At 65.0% G+C, this 17,378-nt stretch carries 13 protein-coding genes and 1 pseudogene; 7 read left to right on the forward strand and 7 right to left on the reverse strand.

Annotated elements, in window-relative coordinates:
- Nucleotides 1-945 (reverse strand): esterase family protein, encoded by a 945-nt coding sequence (locus G6N47_RS23545; RefSeq protein WP_083130420.1) that lies wholly within the window; start codon nt 943-945, stop codon nt 1-3.
- Between the two features lie 371 nt (nt 946-1,316).
- Here G6N47_RS23545 and G6N47_RS23550 point away from each other — a divergent pair, with 371 nt between their 5' ends.
- On the forward strand, nt 1,317-2,072 hold the full coding sequence (locus tag G6N47_RS23550; protein ID WP_083129448.1) for a cutinase family protein: 756 nt from the start codon (nt 1,317-1,319) through the stop codon (nt 2,070-2,072).
- A gap of 304 nt (nt 2,073-2,376) precedes the next feature.
- Here G6N47_RS23550 and G6N47_RS23555 read toward each other — a convergent pair whose 3' ends face one another.
- On the reverse strand, nt 2,377-3,615 hold the full coding sequence (locus G6N47_RS23555; RefSeq protein WP_083130421.1) for a GNAT family N-acetyltransferase: 1,239 nt from the start codon (nt 3,613-3,615) through the stop codon (nt 2,377-2,379).
- A 164-nt stretch (nt 3,616-3,779) separates the two neighbouring features.
- On the opposite strand from G6N47_RS23555, the gene G6N47_RS23560 reads away from it, so the two are divergent.
- Nucleotides 3,780-6,098 carry an MMPL family transporter gene (locus tag G6N47_RS23560; RefSeq protein ID WP_083129449.1) on the forward strand — a complete coding sequence of 773 codons (2,319 nt, stop codon included), beginning with the start codon at nt 3,780-3,782 and terminating at the stop codon, nt 6,096-6,098.
- Here G6N47_RS23560 and G6N47_RS23565 read toward each other — a convergent pair.
- Nucleotides 6,078-6,989, reverse strand: coding sequence for a DMT family transporter (locus tag G6N47_RS23565; protein ID WP_083129450.1), 912 nt, complete (start codon nt 6,987-6,989; stop codon nt 6,078-6,080). The two genes, G6N47_RS23560 and G6N47_RS23565, sit on opposite strands and share 21 nt — an antisense overlap.
- 67 nt (nt 6,990-7,056) lie before the next feature.
- On the opposite strand from G6N47_RS23565, the gene G6N47_RS23570 reads away from it, so the two are divergent.
- Together G6N47_RS23570 and G6N47_RS23575 are read left to right on the forward strand one after the other, a co-directional pair.
- Complete coding sequence (locus G6N47_RS23570; protein ID WP_083129451.1) at nt 7,057-8,493, forward strand: RtcB family protein; 1,437 nt, start codon at nt 7,057-7,059, stop codon at nt 8,491-8,493.
- A 2-nt stretch (nt 8,494-8,495) separates the two neighbouring features.
- A complete protein-coding gene (locus G6N47_RS23575; RefSeq protein WP_139799269.1) occupies nt 8,496-8,912 on the forward strand; it encodes an archease in 417 nt (138 codons plus the stop codon).
- Between the two features lie 8 nt (nt 8,913-8,920).
- On the opposite strand, the gene G6N47_RS23580 is transcribed toward G6N47_RS23575, so the two are convergent.
- From G6N47_RS23580 to G6N47_RS23595, 4 genes are all read right to left on the reverse strand, one after another.
- The gene (locus G6N47_RS23580; protein ID WP_083129453.1) at nt 8,921-11,809 is read right to left on the reverse strand and encodes an MMPL/RND family transporter; all 2,889 of its coding nucleotides are present in this window, start codon (nt 11,807-11,809) and stop codon (nt 8,921-8,923) included.
- Nucleotides 11,806-12,228, reverse strand: coding sequence for an MmpS family transport accessory protein (locus G6N47_RS23585; protein WP_179966413.1), 423 nt, complete (start codon nt 12,226-12,228; stop codon nt 11,806-11,808). Before G6N47_RS23585 ends, G6N47_RS23580 begins: the two co-directional genes overlap by 4 nt.
- Before the next feature lie 191 nt (nt 12,229-12,419).
- Complete coding sequence (locus tag G6N47_RS23590; protein ID WP_083129455.1) at nt 12,420-13,889, reverse strand: flavin-containing monooxygenase; 1,470 nt, start codon at nt 13,887-13,889, stop codon at nt 12,420-12,422.
- A 157-nt stretch (nt 13,890-14,046) separates the two neighbouring features.
- Entirely contained in the window at nt 14,047-14,409 is a 363-nt protein-coding gene (locus G6N47_RS23595) for an ArsR/SmtB family transcription factor (RefSeq protein WP_083129456.1), read from the reverse strand.
- 94 nt (nt 14,410-14,503) lie between these two features.
- Between G6N47_RS23595 and G6N47_RS23600 the strand changes: the two are divergent.
- From G6N47_RS23600 to G6N47_RS23610, 3 genes and pseudogenes are all read left to right on the forward strand, one after another.
- Nucleotides 14,504-16,479: pseudogene (locus G6N47_RS23600) on the forward strand (heavy metal translocating P-type ATPase); the annotation flags it as partial.
- A gap of 195 nt (nt 16,480-16,674) precedes the next feature.
- Nucleotides 16,675-16,929, forward strand: a complete 255-nt coding sequence (locus tag G6N47_RS23605; protein ID WP_083129457.1) for a hypothetical protein — start codon at nt 16,675-16,677, stop codon at nt 16,927-16,929.
- Nucleotides 16,930-16,931: 2 nt separating this feature from the next.
- Nucleotides 16,932-17,303, forward strand: coding sequence for a hypothetical protein (locus G6N47_RS23610; protein WP_083129458.1), 372 nt, complete (start codon nt 16,932-16,934; stop codon nt 17,301-17,303).
- Nucleotides 17,304-17,378: the final 75 nt, after the last annotated feature.

The following is a 17,378-nucleotide window of genomic DNA, read 5'->3' on the forward strand; positions in this document are numbered from 1 at the left end:
TCAGGCCGCCCCAGCCCCGGCGCCCAGGGTGCTCTGCATGTCCGGCTTCATCGCCGCCAGCTGGGCACCCCAGTAGCCCCAACTGTGGACGCCGTTGCTGTCGAGGTTGAACGTGGCGTTGTGCCCGCCCGCGGCGTTGTAGGCGTCCTGGAACGCGACGTTGCTTTGCAGAATGATCTGCTCGATCACCTGGCCGGGCAGACTGCCCTGACCGATGGCTTCCGACGGTGTGCCGTTGCCGCTGTAGATCCACAGCCGGGTGTTGTTGCCGGCCAGCCGCCCGGCCTGCACGGTGGGATCGTTGCGCTGCCACCCGGGTCCGCCCGTTGGTCCCCACATGTCCTGCGGGTTGAAGCCGCCCTCGTCGTTCATCGCCATCCCGATCAGCGTGGGCCCATTCCCGCTGGAGGGGTTCAACAACGCCGACAACGAGCCGGCGTAGGCGAATTGCCCCGGATGGTAGGCCGCCAGGATCAACGCCGATGACCCGGACATAGATACCCCCACGACCGCGTTGCGGTTCGACCGGACTCCTTTGCCCGACAGGTAACCGGGCAGCTCACTGGTCAAAAAGGTTTCCCATTTGTAGGTCTGGCCATTGGCCGAGCCATACCAATCGGAATAGAAGCTCGAGCGCCCGCCCACTGGTGCCACCACCGATATGCCGGAACCGGCGTAGTCGTTGAATGCGTTGGTGTCGATATCCCAGCCGCTGCGGTCGTCCCGGGCCCGCAACCCGTCGAGAAGGTAGACCGCCGGCGCTCCGCCGCTTTGGAATTCGACGGTGATGTTGTGACCCATACTCGCCGAGGGCACCTGAAGAAATTCCGGCGCTGCCGCCCGCGCGTGCGGCGCGCTCCCAACACCGGCGAGCCCCGGCAGCGCAGCGACGGCGACGCCCGTAACCAGTAGTCGACGCATCCAGCGCTCTTTCTTCCCGTTCATCCCCGCTCCTTCCATTCAGGGGGATTCCCAATTGGGTTCTGCGCCGCCCCCAAGTCATCTCGATACCGGCGGTAGCGCGTCGATCGGCATCCCGCGCATGCGGACGCGCTGAGGCCGGCCATTCCACGAGGTGAAGCCCTGCCATCGCGCCATCCTTGTGACCGCCCGCCCTGGTTTTCAGCGGCCCAGAGGATCTGGGAGTACCCATGGCAGCGCGGTTTCTACCGCCGGATGAATTGCCGAAACATGTCGCGCACCGGGCCCCTCACAGTGGCGCGTGAATCGGGGCGTGCCCGGGCTGGATTCCAACCCTCAATAAATTGCCAAAAATTTCCAGTTTGGAGAAGCGCTTCCATGGGCACCTATGCGGCATGATCGCACATCACACCCTCATTCGTTACCTTGGTCCGGCCGCAATTGCCGCGGGCGGCCTCGGTGCCTGCTACCTCGCCGGCCTCGCTGCCGCCCCATCGGCTTCCGCCCAGCCGTGCCCCGACGTCCAGGTGGTGTTCGCCCGGGGCACGGGCGAAGAGCCCGGCGTGGGCCCCACCGGACAGGCATTCGTCGACGACCTCCACAACCGTGTTGGCCCAAGGTCGTTCGACGTCTATCCGGTCAACTACCCGGCCACCGAGCAATGGGAGACCGGCCTCGATGGCATTCGAGACGAAGGCGCTCACGTCGTTTCGATGGCGAGCAACTGCCCGAGTACCCAGATGGTGCTCGGCGGGTACTCCCAGGGCGCGGCCGTGACGGGCTTCGTCACGTCGGCCGCAGTGCCGGATGGCGTGGACCCGGCGACCGTCCCGAAACCGCTGGACCCCAAGATCGCTGACCATGTGGCGGCGGTCGTCCTCTTCGGGATGCCCAACGTCCGGGCCATGAACTTCCTCGGTGAGCCACCGGTCGTTATCGGCCCGGCGTATCAGAACAAGACCATCAAGATTTGCGCGCCCGAGGACCCGATCTGCTCTGACGGGATGAATTTCGCCGCGCACGACGCCTACGCCGACGACGGCGCAATCATCGACCAGGGAGCGGCATTTGCCGCCAGTCGCCTTGGCGCAAATTCCACCGGGCTGGCACCGGGCACCTCGACCGGAGGTACCGGGGGGTTCGGCGAGTGAGTTGACGGCTGCTCGCAGCCGGCTCACGCACCCGGGCGGTATGGCGCACCTCGCTGTGACGGTGCGCCATACCGGGCTCAATTAGCGCTTCCCATGCCGGCGAGCGGATGGAATCGGTTCTGTCCCAGTTCGATAACAAACCGCGGCGAGGAAGCCGGTTTCACTAGATGTCCCGCACCCCTCAGGCAGCGCCGCTAGCCGGCGAGCCGCGAACACCCGGGCACGCTCGCGGGACGAGTCGAAAACAACCAGCCCCCAAGCTGATTGGCGCTGCACGACCCATTACGGGTCAACTCTTGGCGCATCAGAAAAGGGTCCCGCAATAGGGTGCGCGTTCGGTACAAAACGCGGCATCAAGGTCGTGAAGCGAACCGGCATTCAGTTCGGTGACGCGCCCCGCTCGGTGAAGTTCCGAAGCGCGATGCGCGCCCATGTAAATCGTTCCCAATTCACCCAGCCCGATTCGGATGTCCGGTGAACCTTCGTCTGGCACGCATTTTCCGACGCCGTCGCGAGTCTGCAGCAAGAATTGTCCTCCGGCGACGCCAAGCGGATCGGTGACGTCGAGTACCACGTCGACATCGGCGGAGTACTCCCGTGCTCCGAGGGCTTCGGGCACATTCATGATCCGCAGCCACAGAAAATCGCCCAAGCATGTCGTTTGGGCAGCGGCCTGATCCTGGAATTTGAGCGGAAGCGGATCATCGACCGGCACCTCGATCTCAATACTGTCGAACATTTCCAAGCCAGATAACGTCGCCAACAGCTCGGTATGCGCTTCGTCCGTCACAGCGCAGAAGTCTTGAATAACCACCGAGCCGAACGGTGGCCGAAATGCATGCGCCGGCGCTCCGACCACCCGATACGTCAGAAACCCGTCTGGATGAATAACGAAATTCAGCGGCGATCCATCATCGCGTTGCGTCATTCGGTCTTCCAGAAAATCGGCCCACCACGCGCTGTCCCGGCTCAGCGCCCCGGGGGTGGTGGCACACCACCGATCGTAAATGCGGGGTAAGTGGCTTTTTGCCTCGGCCGCCACCACCTCCCGGGCCGGGTTTCGGCTGGGCGCAGCACGCAGCTTCGCGGAATGCGGATCAACGTGGAATGTCCGGGCATAGCTCGCCACGCCGGCACCCAAGATTTCGTAGACCGGCGGCCGGGTCGGGACACCACAGAGGATGGGGTAACCGCGGTCTTGGAGTATTCCGAAGCCCTGCAGGCTGATCTGCTGCCAAATCCCCCTTCTTTGATGTGTTGCCGCGACCGTGATCATGGCCAGCCAAGCGGCGTCGAGCGTTGCACCACCTGGCACGGTAAGCCGCAGCCGGTAGTAAAGGGACGTGGCGACTAGGAATGGGTTTTCCGGATCGGAGATATCCTCGGCGACCAGGATGTCTTCAGGATTGACTTTGCGTTTCCAGGCTTCGATATCGGCCGGCTCCACGGAATTCCCATATACCCGGGCCTGATTCTCGTAGACCGCCTGCAAGTCGTCGTCGGTTGCAAACCTTATCTTGATGGTGTCGTCCATATTGTTCATCGGCATCCGTTGAGTCGTATTTATGGAGACGTGTCAAGGGTGCAGCTTCGGTTTGCGTACCCACCAATCGGTGCGGCCAACCACGGCGACGGCCGCGTGGTCGGGCGACCCGGATCGGGTATAGCCCGTAGGGACCCGGAAATCGACTGCGGGAGGACGCCGAGATGCTGCATGCAATCACCCGACTCGCCATCGCGGCGCCCCGACGGATCATCGCAGTGGCAGTCCTGGTGGTGTTCGCGGCCGCTGTGTTCGCCATCCCGGTGGTCAACAGCTTGTCGGCCGGCGGTTTTCAGGACCCGACGTCCGAGTCGGCCCGGGCGACCGAGCTCCTCCGGGACAAATTCGACCAAACCGATCAGAAGATGATGATCGTGGTCACCTCCCCCGGCGGTGCCCGCAGCGCGCAGGCCCGCCGGGTCGGTACGGACATCGTCGACCACCTGCAACGGTCGCCGTGGGTGCTCAACGTGTCGTCGGCGTGGACGTCACCCCCGCAAACAGCCGCGCGCCTGCTCAGCCGGGACAACAAGTCCGGCCTGATCGTGGCCAACCTCAAGGGCGGAGAGAACGATGCGCAGAGGTACGCCAAAACGCTTTCCGCACAACTGGTGCACGACCACGGCGGGGTCACCGTGCGCGCCGGAGGCATGGCTGTGGCGTACGCCGAGGTGAATCAGCAAAACGAGCGCGACTTGCTGACGATGGAGGCGATCGCGATTCCTCTGAGCTTCGCGGTATTGGTCTGGGTGTTCGGCGGCCTGGTGGCGGCAGCGCTGCCGATTGCCTTGGGCGGACTGGCCATTCTCGGCACCATGTCGGTGTTGCGGCTCATCAGCTTCGCCACCGACGTGTCGACCTATGCGCTGGACCTGAGCATCGCAATGGGTCTGGCTCTGGCGATCGACTACACGCTGCTGATCATCAGCCGCTACCGCCAGGAACTGGCCCAGACCAGCGACCGCGACAAGGCGCTGTTTCGGACCATGGCCACCGCCGGGCGCACCGTGTTGTTCTCTGCGACCACCGTCGCGTTGTCGATGGCCGTGTTGATGGTGTTCCCGATGTACTTCTTGAGATCGGCCGGCTACACCATGGTCGCCACCGCGGTCATCGTTGCGATGGCCGCCGTCGTCGTGACCCCTGCGATCATCGCGGTGCTGGGCCCTCGGCTCGACGCACTGGACGTGCGCCCGCTGGCGCGACGACTTCTGCCCTCGCGCCCCGACTACGCGCGCAAGCCGGCAAATCCGATGTTTTGGTACCGCTCAACCAAATTCGTGTTGCGCCACGCCGTTCCGGTCGGCCTGAGCGTGGTCGCGCTGTTGCTGTTGCTCGGACTCCCGTTTTTGGGAGTGCGCTGGGGTTTTCCCGACGAACGCGTGCTGCCGCCGTCGGCGTCGTCGCGTCAAGTCGCCGACATGCTGGACCACGATTTCGCCGACGACCTGGGCACGTCGGTGTTCGTCGTCGTTCCCGACGCCCGCCGGGTGAGCCCGGTCGAGCTGGATCGCTACGGCGCCGAGCTGTCGCGGGTGCCGGACGTGTCGGCGGTGACCGCCCCAACCGGGACATTCGTGGCCGGACGCCGGGTGGGCCCGCCCGCCGCGCCGACCGGTATCGCCCACGGCAGCGCATTTTTGACCGTGGCCAGCGCCGCGCCGCTTTTCTCCCAAGCCTCCAACTCGCAGCTCGACCGGTTGCACCAGGTCGCCGGACCGTCAGGACGGTCGGTGCAGATAGCCGGGCTGGCACAGACCAACCGCGACAGCGTCGACGCACTCACCAAGCGGCTGCCGGCGGTGCTGTTGCTGATCGCCGTCATCACCTTCGCGCTGTTGTTCTTGCTCACCGGCAGCGTGGTGCTGCCGCTGGAGGCGTTGGCGTGCAACGTGTTGTCGCTGACGGCGGCATTCGGCGCAATGGTGTGGATTTTCCAGGACGGTCATCTGGGCGCACTGGGCACCACCCCCACCGGAACATTGAACGCCAACATCCCGGTGTTGTTGTTCTGCATAGCTTTTGGGCTGTCCATGGACTACGAGGTGTTTTTGGTGTCGCGCATCCGTGAGTACTGGCTGGCATCCGGCGCCGCCCAGGAGTTGCCACCGAGTTCGGCCGAGGCGCGCACCGCCAACGACGAGAGCACGGCGTTGGGCATATCCGGTATCGCGCGGGTGGTCACCGCGGCCGCGCTGGTGATGTCGATTTCGTTCGCCGCCCTGATTCCGGCACACGTGTCGTTCATCCGGATGCTCGGGCTGGGGTTGACACTCGCCGTGCTGGCCGACGCCACCCTGGTGCGAATGGTCCTGGTTCCGGCCTTCATGCACCTGTTCGGTCCGTGGAGCTGGTGGGCGCCAAAACCGTTGGCATGGCTGCACGAACGGTTCGCGCCTGGCGAAGCGGCGGCCACCGCGGTGGGGCGCCGGCACTGGGCGGCCGAGGCGTCGCAACCGCGGTTAGCGGGTCAACCGCGTTAGCGCACGGCGCCGTCGGGTTTTCTCCTCGGCGCCCAACCGCGCTGCGATAGCCTCCACGCGCGCGAGCTGGACAATGGCCGTCGCCATGACCAGCGCCGCGACTACCAGACCGACCGCCCCGAGCGGCCCGGTGTTCAGCGTCTCGCCGAGAACCACCACACCCAGCACCGCCGCTACGACCGGCTGCGACACCTGCAGGGTGGGCATCGAGGCGGTCAGCGGCCCGGCTCTGAAGGCCGACTGGCTCCAAACCAAACCACCCAGCACGGCCAGTAGACAGGCGTACAGCTCAGGTGTGCGGATCAGCGCCCACCCGCCATCGCCCAGGCGAGCGACAACCTCCTTGGCGAGCACCGCGAAAACCCCCCACAGCGAACCCGACACGAAGGCGAACAGAACTGCGGCCACGGCGCCGCCTTTGACGCCGCCGGCCACGGCGCATCCGACCAGTAGCGGCCCCAGCACCGCAACGACGGCGGCCCACGTGTGCAGCGACGCGCCGGAACGACCGGCCTGCGGGTGGCCGACCGTGACGATCACCGCCACCGCCACAGTCAACAGGCCGGCCCAGACCCATTCCTGGCCGGTCACCGCACGCTGCGACAATCGCGCGTTGATCGGCAGCGCGAACAGCAGCGAACACGTCAGCAACGGCTGTACCAGCAACACCGAACCCTCACCCAGCGCGGCCGCCTGCAACCCGATGCTGGTGATCAGCACCAGGGCGCCCAACCACCACCGCCCGTCGCGCAGCAATTTCGCCAGCAATTCGATGTGGCCCACCGGTCTGTCGCTGATCCGGTGCGCCGCGCGTTGCTGCACGACGTCGCCGATCGCCACGCACAGCGCAGAACTCAACGCGAGCACGGCCGCCAGGTGCGTCGGGGTCATGAGCGCTAGTTACCCCTTTTTCCGGGTGCGAAAGCCACCTCGCGCGTAACGAGCGCACGATGGTGATATGCGGATCTCATCGTCGGCGCTGATAGCGGAAACACCGTTTCGCTTCCGGATCGACCGATCCGGCGCCATGTTGGTGCCCGGGGTGATCTTCGCGTCGCGCTCGCTGCTTCCCGAGACCAACCTGGATCCGCTGCTGCAGCAAGTGGCGAACGTCGCGACCCTTCCCGGAATCGTCGAGGCCTCGTATGCGATGCCGGACATCCACCTGGGATACGGGTTTCCGATCGGTGGTGTGGCGGCCACCGATGTGCGCGACGGCGGCGTGATCTCGCCGGGCGGAGTGGGATTCGACATCTCGTGCGGTGTTCGGCTGCTGGCCGCGGACATCGACCGAGAGGACTTCGTCGCTGCCGCCGGCAAGGTGATGGACGGATTGAGCAGACGCATCCCGCGGGGTGCGGGCCCGGGAGCCGTGTGGTCGCAGGTGAGCGAGAGTGAGTTGGACGAGGTGCTGCGCGGCGGCGCGCGCTACGTGGTCGAGCATCGCGGGGGCTCTGCGCTGGACCTGGATCGCTGCGAAGACGGCGGCGCGTTCGACGACGCCGACCCCGACGCGGTGAGCGAGCAGGCACGTGCCCGGGGGATCCGTCAGCTCGGCAGCCTCGGTTCGGGCAACCACTTCCTGGAAGTCCAGGCCGTATCCGAGGTGTTCGACGAGCCGGTTGCCAAAACGTTCGGCCTGCGCGTCGGGCAGGTCTGCGTGATGATCCACTGCGGCTCGCGGGGCCTTGGACACCAGATCTGCACGGACGCGGTGCGCACCCTCGACCAGAGCATGCGGCGACACGGCGTGCAGGTCCCCGACCGGCAATTAGCCTGTGCACCAGTTGATTCCACCGAAGGCGGCCGCTACCTGGCGGCGATGTCGGCCGCAGCCAATTACGCTCGCGCCAACCGTCAGCTCCTCGGGTCGTCGGCAAGCGATGCATTCAAGGCCATCACCGGCAAGGGGCTGGAATTGGTGTACGACATCTCGCACAACCTTGCCCGGATCGAGCACCACGAGGTCGACGGCCAGACACTCGAGCTTTGCGTGCACCGCAAGGGCGCAACACGCGCGTTGCCACCCGGACATCCCGATCTGCCAACGGATTTGGCTGACGTGGGGCAACCAGTGCTGATTCCCGGCTCGATGGGGACGTCGTCGTACGTGCTCGCCGGCGTGCGAGGCGGCGGTGCGTTTCATTCGACGTGTCACGGCGCCGGCCGGCGGCTCAGTCGACACCAGGCGGCTCGCTCGGTGTCGCCGAAGGTCCTGCTGGACCAACTCGAGCGGCAGCAGGGCATCCATGTCAGGGGCGCCTCACGGCGCGGCCTGGTCGAGGAGGCGCCGGCGGCCTACAAGGATGTCGCCGAAGTCGTCGCCGTCGCGGAACAGGCCGGGCTGTGCCACACAGTCGCCCGACTGGTGCCCCTGGGCGTCGTGAAAGGCTGATCGTGGCCGGCAGCGGGCATCGAACTGTGCCGCATCCGGCCGATGTGACGATCGAGGCATGGGGACCCACCCGTGAGGCGTGTCTGGCCGAGGCGGTTGTCGGCTTGTCCGCCAGCTTCGTCGACCTCTCCCACGCGAAGCCCGTCGACACCGTCACCTTGGAATTGGCCGCCGCCGACGACGAGGATCGCCTGGTGGCGGCGCTGGACCAACTGATCTATCTGCTTGATACACAAGGAGTTATCCCGCTACGCGCCGACGTGGACATCGGAGCGCAAACATTCCGGCTGACCATGCAGGTGGCGTCGATAGACAAGGTCAGAACAATCGGCGCGTCGCCGAAGGCCGTTGCGCTTTCCGGACTGGAGTTCCGCCACACCGGCGACCAATGGCGCTGCAGCGCCACGATCGACGTGTGATCGCCGGGTCACGGCGTCGGGCGCTTGGACGCGCGCGAGGGTTCCGCCAGCAGTGCCCGCACCAACGGCCGGGGACCGACAGACCTCAGCATCTGGCTGGCCGGCCGGGTACGCACCTTCTTCGGCCACCAGAACCAGCGGCCCAGCAGGGTGGCGATCGACGGTGTGATGAGCGAGCGCACAACGAGCGTGTCGAACAGCAACCCGAGGCCGATCGTGGTGCCGAACTGACCGATTGAACGCAGGTCGCTGGTGATCATCGATCCCATCGTGAAGGCGAACACCAGGCCCGCCGCCGTCACCACCGGGCCGGTGCTGCCCATCCCCCGGATGATGCCGGTCTTCAACCCGGCGCCGATCTCTTCCTCGAAGCGTGACACGAGCATCAGGTTGTAATCGGACCCGACGGCCAACAGCACGATCAGGGCGAACTCCAATGCCACCCAGTGCATTTGGAAATGGACGATGTGCTGCCAGATGAGATTCGAGAAGCCGAACGCGGCGCCCAGCGACACGACGATGGTGCCGACGATCACGAACGCGGCTACCAGGGCTCGCTTAATGAGAACCATGATGATGAAGATCAGCATGATCGAGGCGACTGCTGCGATCATCAGGTCGAATTTGGCGCCGTCCCGAATGTCTTTGTAGGTGGCGGCGGTACCGCCGAGCTCGATGTTGGCGTTGGACAACGAGGTCAACTTCAACGCCTCCCGTGCCGCCTGACGCTCGGCGTCGACGGTCGAGATGCCTTCTGTGGTCGCGGGATCGACGGCGTGGGTGATGATAAGGCGGGCGGCCTTGCCGTCCGGCGACACCATCAGTTTCAAACCCAGCTGGAAGTCGGGGTTGTCGAACACCTCCGGCGGCAGGTAGAACGAATCGTCCACCTTTGAGTCGTCGAATGCCCGCCCCATCACGGCGCTGGTGTCGGTCAGGCGATCGAACTGGGTGATCAAGCTGTTGAACGTGCTGTACGAGGTCAACGTGATGTCGCGGATCGACTTCGACACCGCGATCATCGGGGGGATCTGCGCAAGCAGTTGCGGCTGCAGCCTGTCGATCCGCTGCGCGTCTTGAACAAGTGCCGCAGTCTGTTCGGCGAGCTGGTCGACCCCGTCGGTTGCGTCGTAGAGAGATCGAAACGCCCAACAGATCGGGATATCGAAGCAGTGCTTCTCCCAATAGAAATAGCTGCGGATCGGACGGAAGAAATCGTCGAAGTCGGCGACATTGTCTCTGATCTTGTCCGTGACCGCTTGCAGCTTCTGCAGATCGCCCGTCGTGTCGTGCGTGGCCTCCGTCAGCTGGCGCGTCAAGTCGTATGTGCGCTCCAGAATGGCGATCATCGTGTCGAGCTCACCGACTGTCTTCAACGTGTCGGCGACCCGATCTTTCAGATATTGCAGGTTGTCTCGGATCGGCGCGCTTTGCACGCTGAGCTGAAACGGTACCGACCCGTGTTCGATGGGCGGACCGAGCGGTCGGGTGATGCTCTGTACCCGTTCGATACCCGGTAACCGGAAGATGTTTTTGGCCACCCGGTCCAAGACCAGCAGATCGGTTGGATTACGCAAGTCGTGGTCGGTCTCGATCATCAGCAGGTCGGGATTCAGGCGGGCCTCCGAAAAATGCTGGCCCGCTGCATCGTACGCCTTCTTCGATGAGACGCGGCCGGGCAGGTAGTAGCGCTCGTTGTACAGCGGGTTGAACCCGGCCAACCCCAATGCACCGATCATGGCGACGACGAGTGCGGTGGTAAGAATCGGCGCCGGCCAGCGAACGATGGCGGTGGCCAGGCGGCGCCATCGCCGATAGTTGAACTCCCGCTTGGGATCGAGCAGACCGAAGTGGCTTGCCACGGTCATGACGGCAGGCCCCAGCGTGAGCCCGGCGGCGACCACCACGAACAGGCCGACCGAGCATGGAATACCCAGCGAATTGAAATAGGGCAGGCGGGTAAAACGCAGGCAGAACAACGCCGCAACGATGGTCAGGCCCGAACCCACGATGACTTTGGAGACGCCGGTGAACGTGTCGTGATAGGCGGCTTCGGAATCCATGCCGCCGCTGCGGCCCTCCTGGTAGCGCCCGAGCCGGAATACCGCGTAGTCGGTTCCCGCGGCGATCGCCAGCGCGGTGAGCAGGTTTACGGCGAACGTTGACAGGCCCAGCAGGCCGCTGTATGCCAGCAGCGCGACGACGCCCCGGGACGCGGCCAATTCGACGAAGACGACGAACAACAGAAGCAGCACGGTGGAAACCGAACGAAAAACGAAAAGCAGCATCATCGTGATGACGAGGACCGTGATCATCGTCATCTTCAGCATGCTTCTGTCGCCGGCCTCGATCGTGTCCGCGGTCAGCGCTCCTTGACCGGCCACGTAGGCCTTGACGCCTTTCGGCGGTGTCGAATGCTCCACGATCTTGCGGACCGCGTCGACCGATTTGTTGCCGCGGGCCCCGCCCTGATTGCCGACCAGGTTGACCTGAACGTAGGCGGCCTTGTGGTCATAGCTCTCCACGCCCGATGAGGTGAACCGGTGCCCCCAGAAGTCCAGGAGGTACTGGACGTCTTCGCTGTCTTGCCTCAGCCGACGTACCAGCTCGTCGTAGTACTTGTGGGCATCGTCGCCCAGCTCGTGGTCGCCGACGAGGGTCACCAGTACGAGGTTGTCGGAGTTGTATTCCTTGAACTTCTCGCCTATCCGCTTCATCCCCTTCACCGACGGCGCATCGGTGGGCGAGAGCGGAACAGACGTTTCTGCGGCAATCTTTTCCAGTTGCGGGATGAACACATTCAGGGCAACGGCGAACGCCACCCAGACAACAATGATGGGAACCGCCAGTAATCGGATCGTGCGCGCGATCGGGTGCGTTGTCTGGTTGTCGCTCATGCCGATTTGTCCAGACACGAGATCTGGGCGTTGCGCTGGTTGGCCGATTGCTCGTCGACGAGCTTGCCGTCGACGGTGATGCGGCAACCGATGTAGTCGCTATCGCCTTGGGCAACCACGTAGGCGAAGATTCCGGGTAGCCGCGCGGTGATGGTGTGTGTCCACGGCAATGTCGTGAAATTCGCCCGCTGTGGTTGGGCGTTTTCGTCCATCCAGTTGACGACGCCGACCGTCCCCGGCGGGCCGATGATCTCGTAAGTGGCGCTTTTCGGCGCGTACGGCGGGGTCTGGCTGCGCGGGTCGAGTTTCGACGAGGTGGTTATCGGAAAGATCCCGTGGAGACGTTCGACGGCGAATCCGCCCACTGCAAGCGCGACGGCGACAACCAGTGGTATCCATGCCCGCTTGAGGACGTTCACCACAGAATCCCCTAGCTCCGCCGGCGCGCGGGGCACACCCAGGGTTGTTCACGCTTGTGCCACAGCCCGTACGGTCGTCAATGTCCTATATGTATGTATGCCTCCACATTCCAAGGCCGAGCCGCGGTAGACGGCAAAGGCATCTTGAACTTACCGCTTCTTGACTGCAAGAGGGAGGCAACAGGAAACTTCTACGCCGCCAGCGAGACAGGCTTTGTGGTGAACCGCAGCCCCTCGTCGTCGACCTTGCCGCGCCTGATCATCTGCACGTCGAGCAGATAGTTCTGGTTCAGCCGCCACGGCTTGCGTGAACCCTGCTTGGGCAACTCGTCGAGTTTGCGCAGCACGTAGCCCGGTGTGAATTCCAGGAACGGCCGCTCCTCGACGTCGGGCGCCGGCCGCTCCGGCACCACGACGTCGTAGCCGTTGGCGTCCATGTAATTCAAGATGCGGCAAACGAATTCGGATACGAGGTCGGCTTTGAGGGTCCACCCGATATTGGTGTAGCCGACGGTGTAGGCCAGGTTGGGCAGGCCCGAGAGCATCATGCCCTTGTAGGCCATCGTCTGCGTCAGGTCCACCTCCTGCCCGTCGATGGTGCCCGTGGCGCCGCCGAAAAGCTGCAGGTCGAGACCCGTTGCGGTGACGATGATGTCGGCGGCCAAGTCGCGGCCCGAGCCGAGCTTGATGCCGGTCGGGGTGAACCGGTCGATGGTGTCGGTGACCACGTCGACCGTTCCGTGGCGGATGGCACGGAACAGGTCGCCGTTGGGCACGACACACAGCCGTTGGTCCCACGGGTTGTAGCGTGGGCTGAAGTGCTTTTCGACGTCGTAGCCCTCGGGTAGCTGGCGTTTGACAAGGCCCATCAGAATCTTCCGCATCCGCTGCGGGAAGCGGCGGCACAGCTGATACAGCGCCACCTGCAGGACCACGTTCTTCCACCGAACGATGGTGTAGGCCTTGCCGTTGGGCAGCACCCGGTTGAGCCCGGCGGCGACGGGATCACGCTCGGGCTGGGAGATGATGTAGCCCGGTGAGCGTTGCAGCATCGTGACGTGCTTGGCGCCCGAATTAGCAAGTGCGGGAACTAAAGTCACCGAGGTGGAACCGCTACCGATCACGATGATGTTCTTGCCGGTGTAGTCAAGATCTTCGGGCCAGTGCTGCGGATGGATGATCGGGCCGGTGAAGTCCTCGGAGCCGGGAAACGTTGGCGTGTAACCCTGCTCGTAGTTGTAATAGCCGCTGCACAAGAACAGGAACGAGCCGCTGATCGTACTTTCCTGCCCGTGCGTCTCGACGCGCACACTCCAGCGGCTCTCGGCGCTCGACCAGTCGACACCGACGACCTTGTGGTTGAACCGGATGTTCCTGTCGATGCCATAGGTGGCTGCGGTGTCCTTGATGTACTCCAGGATGGCCGAGCCGTCGGCGATGGACTGGCTGCCGCTCCAGGGGCGGAAGCGAAAGCCGAGCGTGTACATGTCGGAGTCGGAACGGATGCCCGGATACCGGAACAGGTTCCAGGTGCCGCCCATGTCCGGCCGCTTCTCCAGGATGACGTAACTCTTCGTGGGACAACGCTCCTGCAGATGCCAGGCGGCACTGATCCCCGAAATGCCGGCTCCCACGATGACGACGTCGAAGTGTTCGGCCATAGCCCACGGTAGCAACAGATTGAGTTGGGGTTTCGGTTATCGACGACGACTCCGCGAGCTCCCCCCGCGCCCGTCACAGGGCACTGGTGGAACCCGTTCCCGAGCCGCCCGACAGCCAACTGCTTGTCCCCGCCGATCCGAGGCCTGGCCAAGACGTTTAGCCGGTGGTCCGGGATCTGTCAGACAATCCCAGGCGCAGGTGTTCGCTGTGGTAGACGGCCTCATCGAGCAGTTGGGCGACGTGATCGTCGTAGAGGTGATAAACGATGCTGCGGCCGGTGCGCACCCCGACCACCAGCCCCAAGTTGCGCAGCAGCCGCAGCTGATGCGATACCGCCGACTGCTGCATCCCGATCGCCTCAGCCAACTCAGTCACCGGCCGCGGCCCCTGCCGCAGCTCGGTCAGCAGCATCAACCGACTCGGGGTGGCCAACGCCTGCAGCGTGGTAGCGACCTGCGCCGCGCCATCGGCGTCGAGCCGTGCGGCCGGTCGGTTACGGCCCTGGACCCCATGTCCCATACCCAGGCAGCTTATCCTATCCGACTATGCATGAAGACATGTTCATGTCTTCTGATACCGTGGTTGGCTTCGAAGGCGATGTGTTGGAGGTGACATGCCGGTGCCCACCCTGGCCCAACGGCGCCCGGCCCCGGCGCGACAGCTGGTGGCGGTGCGCCGGACCCGGCTATTCGCGCTGCCGGAGATGCGTTGGGCCGCAGCGGCATTGACCCTGTTCCTGGCTGCTCTACCCATCCAGCTCACCGGTGGGCCACAGTGGGTGTGGTGGGCGCTGTACCTGGCCTGCTACGCGGCCGGCGGCTGGGAACCCGCGCTGGCCGGGCTGCGCGCACTACAGAACAAGACCCTCGACGTGGATCTGCTGATGGTCGCCGCAGCGATCGGCGCCGCCGCAATCGGCCAAATCACCGACGGGGCGCTGCTGATTGTCATCTTCGCCACCTCCGGCGCCCTGGAAGCGCTGGCAACCGCCCGCACCGAGGATTCCGTGCGCGGACTGCTGGATCTAGCCCCCGACACCGCAACCCGAGTGCACGCCGATGGGAGCGAGGAAAAGGTCAAGGCCGCCGACTTGCAAGTCCGAGATGTGGTGGTCGTGCGTCCGGGTGAGCGAATCGCCGCGGACGCCACCGTAATTGCCGGGGGCAGCGAGGTGGATCAGGCCACCATCACCGGCGAACCGCTACCGGTCGACAAGAGCGTCGGCGATGAGGTTTTCGCCGGAACGGTCAACGGAACCGGGGCGCTGCGCATCCGAGTCGACCGCCGCACCCAAGACTCGGTGGTGGCCCGGATCGCCTCGCTGGTGGAGCAGGCCAGCCGAACCAAGGCCCGCACCCAGCTGTTCATCGAGACCGTCGAGCAGCGCTACTCGATCGGCATGGTGGCCGTCACCCTGGCGGTGTTCGCCATCCCGCTGCTGACCGGAGACGCACTGCAGCGCGCACTGCTTCGGGCGATGACGTTCATGATCGTGGCCTCGCCGTGCGCGGTGGTGCTGGCCACCATGCCGCCCCTGCTGGCCGCAATCGCCAACGCCGGCCGACACGGCGTGCTCGCCAAATCGGCCGTCGTGATGGAACAGCTGGGCGCCACCACCAAGATCGCGTTCGACAAGACCGGCACGCCCACCCGCGGCACCCCCGAACTAGCCGAAATCTGTTGTCTGGAGCCACAATTCGACAAAGGCGAGCTGCTGCGATTGGCGGCCGCGGCCGAACATCCCAGCGAACACCCCCTCGGGGGAGCGATCGTGCGCGCCGCGCACAACCGTGGCCTGAACCTGCCCCTGGTCGACGACTTCACCGCCCATCCCGGCCGCGGCGTCACCGCACGAATCGAGGGCCGACGCATCAGGGTCGGATCCCCGGCCGCGCTGTTGGCACGTAGCAACGCCCAACAGGCCGGCCCGCTCACCGCCGCCATCGATGCACAACAGGCCCGCGGCCACACCGCCGTCATCGTGACCTGCGACCACCACCCGGTCGGGGTGCTGGGTCTTCGCGATCAGCTGCGCCCCGAAGCCGCCACCACCCTCGCGGCCGCACGATGGCTCACTGGCACCACACCGACTTTGTTGACCGGTGATCACCCCGCCACCGCCGACCGACTCGCCACCGAAGTCGCAATCACCGATGTGCGCGCTTCACTGCTGCCCGACGACAAAGTCACCGCCGTCCACCAACTACAAACCGGCGGGCACAACGTGACCGTGGTCGGCGACGGCATCAACGACGCGCCTGCCCTCGCCGCCGCTGACACCGGAATAGCCATGGGCGGCGCCGGATCCGACCTGACCCTGCAAACCGCCGACGCCGTCATTGTCCGCGACGACCTCACCACCATCCCCACCGTGATCAACCTGTCCCGCCAAGCTCGCCGCGTGGTCGTCGCCACCCCATCATCGCCGCCACCTTCATCACCATGCTGGTCATCTGGGACCTCGCCGGGACCCTTCCGCTGCCGCTCGGCGTCGCCGGCCACGAAGGCTCCACCATCATCGTCGGACTCAACGGCCTACGCCTGCTACGCCAAAACGCCTGGCGCCGCTCAGCCCACTGGGAACACAGGCCAACTCGCACCGTTCTGGATGCGACTGGGGCCCAAGCCCGCTCACTGGGGCCCAAAACACTTGACGAAACTCAGACCCGCAAACGTGCCCGGGTGTTTTCGGTCCCACTCCCGCCGAAGTAATGGCGTTTGCCGCGCAGTGGACCGGGCAACCCGTCCCCAAAGGCTGGCGCGCTTTTCAAGGAGGTCACGCCGATGGCGATCTGCGACACCTGTGGCAACGACTATGACAAGGCCTTCACTGTGACGTGGGTGGATGGCCGAACCGCCACATTCGACAGCCTCGAGTGCGCGGCGGTCGAGTTGGCGCCGACCTGCGAACACTGCGACTGCCGGATCCTTGGCCATGGGATCGAGGCCAATCAGGGAATCTATTGCTGTGCGCACTGCGCCCGGGAGGCCGGCAACCCCGACGTCAACGACCGCTATCCCGTCCCGGACGGCGCCTAACCGTGAACACTCCCACCATGTCGTCGGGTGGCGACAGCCTCGAAGCCAGGCGGACGTTCGCGCGGGCTGTCCGGTTCACGGCGATCGACGTCGCCGCCGCTCTGGTCGTGTTGGGACTAGCGTTGTGGTCGGTTGCCGGCTGCAAATCCGGGCAGGGCATCGGCGTGCTGGACCGCTGCGGGGCGCTGCAGCGCAACTTCCTGGCGATCGGCGCGCCGCTGGTGTTGTTTCTCGGCGGCGTGTGGGCATTCGTCCGCACCATCCAGGACTGGCGGGCCCGCCGGCGCTGGTGGATCTGGCAAGGCGCGGGATGGTTCATGTTGGTGCTGATGGCCGTCGTCCTGGTGATGACTGCGCCGGCGGCCCTGCAATAGTTTCGGCGCCGTCGCGCCGGACAGCCCGTTGGTGGTGAGCTGCGCGGTTAGGTCGATGGCAGGAGCGGGTAGTCG

This window comes from Mycobacterium branderi (assembly GCF_010728725.1).
Taxonomy (GTDB): Bacteria; Actinomycetota; Actinomycetes; order Mycobacteriales; family Mycobacteriaceae; genus Mycobacterium; species Mycobacterium branderi.